This is a genomic window from Micromonospora endophytica (assembly GCF_003236305.1).
Taxonomy (GTDB): Bacteria; Actinomycetota; Actinomycetes; order Mycobacteriales; family Micromonosporaceae; genus Micromonospora; species Micromonospora endophytica.
This window is the reverse complement of sequence record NZ_POTX01000422.1, coordinates 1-2,751: the sequence shown is the minus strand read 5'-3', so window position 1 is coordinate 2,751 and position 2,751 is coordinate 1. Positions and strand designations below refer to the sequence as shown.

2 protein-coding genes are annotated in these 2,751 nt (G+C 71.5%); one reads left to right on the top strand and one right to left on the bottom strand.

What is annotated here, in order from left to right:
• Positions 1–19: 19 nt before the first annotated feature.
• Entirely contained in the window at positions 20–1,399 is a 1,380-nt protein-coding gene (locus C1I93_RS30045; RefSeq protein ID WP_258378380.1) for a M1 family metallopeptidase, read from the top strand.
• A gap of 47 nt (positions 1,400–1,446) precedes the next feature.
• Here the strand turns inward: C1I93_RS30045 and C1I93_RS30040 are convergent, their stop codons facing one another.
• Positions 1,447–2,574 carry an LCP family protein gene (locus tag C1I93_RS30040; protein WP_111246610.1) on the bottom strand — a complete coding sequence of 376 codons (1,128 nt, stop codon included), beginning with the start codon at positions 2,572–2,574 and terminating at the stop codon, positions 1,447–1,449.
• Positions 2,575–2,751 lie beyond the last annotated feature (177 nt).

Sequence of the window (2,751 nt, the reverse complement as noted above, 5' to 3'; positions counted from 1 at the left end):
GTCGTGGGGGGCTGCGGCGGTGGCGGTGGTGGCTGCGGCCACGCTTGTCAGCTGCACGGGTGACGAGCGGGACGAGGACGGGTTCCGGGCGGGCAGTGTGGATCTCGCCGACCCGTACGTGCCGGGCAGCGGCAACGGCGGGTACGACGTCGACCACTACCGGCTGGCGGTGCGCTACGACCCGGCCGACGACCGGCTCACCGGGCGGGCCGAGGTCACCGCGACCGCCACCCACGGACTGTCCCGGTTCAACCTGGACCTGGCCGGGCTGGACGTCAGCACGGTCGCGGTGAACGGTTCCCCGGCGCAGCACCAGCACGACGACGGCGAACTGACAGTCACTCCCGGCCAGGGGCTCGCCGCCGGCAGCCGCTTCACCGTCGAGGTCGCGTACGCCGGGGTGCCCGAGGCCGTCGCTGACGGCGTGCTGGGCGACGGCGGCTTCCAGCACACCGAGGACGGCGCTATCGCCCTCGGCCAACCACACTCGGCGGCCACCTGGTTCCCGGTCAACGACCACCCCTCCGACAAGGCCACCTACGACATCGAGGTGACGGTTCCCGACGGCCTTGCCGCGTTGAGCAACGGCGTGCCGGGGGAGCGGAGCAGCGCTGACGGCTGGACCACCTGGCGGTGGGCCGAGCGCTCGCCGATGGCGAGCTACCTGACCACGCTGGTGATCGGCGACTACCGGGTGGAGACCGGCAGCCACGACGGCAAGCCGCTGGTCACCGCCGTGCCGTCCGGGTTGCCCGCCACCGGGCCGGAGGCGCGGTCCCTCGCCCGCACCGGTGAGATCGCGGACTTCCTGGCCGGTCTCTTCGGGCCATACCCGTTCGAGGCGTACGGCGGTGTGGTCGTCACCGACGAGCGGATCGGGTACGCGCTGGAGACCCAGTCGCGCCCGGTCTACGGGCCGGGCTTCTTCCGCCGCGGCGAACCGAACTACTCAGTGGTCGTCCACGAACTGGCCCACCAGTGGTTCGGCAACAGTGTGGCGCTGGCCAGTTGGCGCGACATCTGGCTGAACGAGGGTTTCGCCAGCTACGCCGAGTGGCTGTGGGAGGAGCATGACGGCGGGGCCACCGCCCAGCGCAACTTCGAACGCCAGTACGCGGTCACCAACTGGTCCCGGCGCACCCTCGATCCCGGCGCGGGGCAGATGTTCAGCAGCGCCGTCTACCAGCGGGGGGCGCTCACCGTGCACGCGCTGCGGCGTACCGTGGGTGACGACGCCTTCTTCGAGATCCTGCGCACCTGGACCAGCGAGCGCCGGGACGGCAACGCGACCACCGACGACTTCGTGGCCCTCGCCGAACGCGTCTCCGGGCGCTCTCTCACCCCCCTGTTCAACGCCTGGCTCACCGGCACCACCCCACCTGCCCTCCCCTCCGATTGATCATGAGGTCAGCGGCGAAGTTGATCTGACTGCCGCTCACCTCATGATCAACGCGCGGGTGCGGGTGGGACCGTCAGGTCGGGGTGCTTGGCGAGGTAGGCGTCGACCCGGCCGGCGCGAAGTTCGGTGAGGAAGCGTCGGCCGACCCGGGTCAGTTCCTCGCCGCGGTAGGCGTTGCCCTGACCGACCGCTCCGCCGGGTAGGACCACGAGCGTGAGAGCGTCCGGCGACAGGCCACCGAGGGCGTACGCGAACTCCACGATCCGCCGTCCGCCGACGTAGACGAGCATGTCGCCGAGGGCCGCGGCCACCTCTTCGACCCGCTCCGGTTGGCGGGCCAGATCCGCGTCGAGGATCTTGCCGACCAGGGCCCGGATCAGCTGCTGCTGATGGCGTTGGCGGGTGTAGTCGCCGCCGGGCAGGTAACGCTGGCGGGCGTAGTCCAGCGCCTGCCAGCCGTTGAGGTGCCGGTCGCCGGGTTCGTAGACCATCTGCGGCCCGGTGTAGCCGCCGACCCCGGGGCCCGGTTCCCGATGCTTTCCGTCGGGACGGCGGTGCCGCGAAACCACTCGCTGGTCGACGTGGATGTCGACGCCGCCCAGGCTGTCCACCAGTTTGTCGAAGCCGCCGAAGGTGAGCACCGCGCCGGCGTCGATGCGCAGGCCGGTGTAGTCGCTGACGGTGCGCCGCAGCAGGTCGTACCCCTGGGCGGGGTCCGGCTTCTTCGACCGGCCCGGCACCCGGCTGCCGTAGCTCATCGCGTTGGTGAGCTTGGTCCGCCCGCCCGGGTAGTCGGCCGGCTTGAAGGCGGGGATGTCCACCACCAGGTCGCGGGGGAGGGAGAAGAGGTACGCCTGGGACAGCCCCGCCGGCACGTGCAGCACGAGTACGGCGTCGGCGTGCGGCTCCCAGCCGGGCACGCTGACCCGGGTGTCGACCCCGACCAGCAGCAGGTTGAGCGGACCGGTGATGTCGGCCCCCGGCGGCGGCGTGGTCGGGCTGGGACTGGGTTGCCCGCTCGGCGACATCTCCGGACCGGGCGCGGTGGCGGCCGGCGCCGTCCGGTCGGCGGTGAGGGTGCGGCCCACCACCAGTGCGCCGCCGGCCAGCAGCAGCACCGTGACCACCCCGGCCAGCACCAGGGTCAATCGTTGCCGGTCGGATCCGAACGCCATCCCCGTCTCCTTCATCCGATACCGATTCAACGCGGTGGGACGGGTCCGCGGTTGCCTTCGGCGCAGCACCCGGCACGGGCCAGCTGCATGATCGCGCAAAGGTGTCTCTGGCGCGAGAGCCACTCGCGGGTAACGATCGTTACCCGCGAGAGCCACTCGCGGGTAACGATCTGTCTC

Excerpts from the sequence above, each read along its gene's own strand:
- C1I93_RS30040 (WP_111246610.1), bottom strand. The coding sequence starts at position 2,574 with ATGGCGTTCGGATCCGACCGGCAACGATTGACCCTGGTGCTGGCCGGG.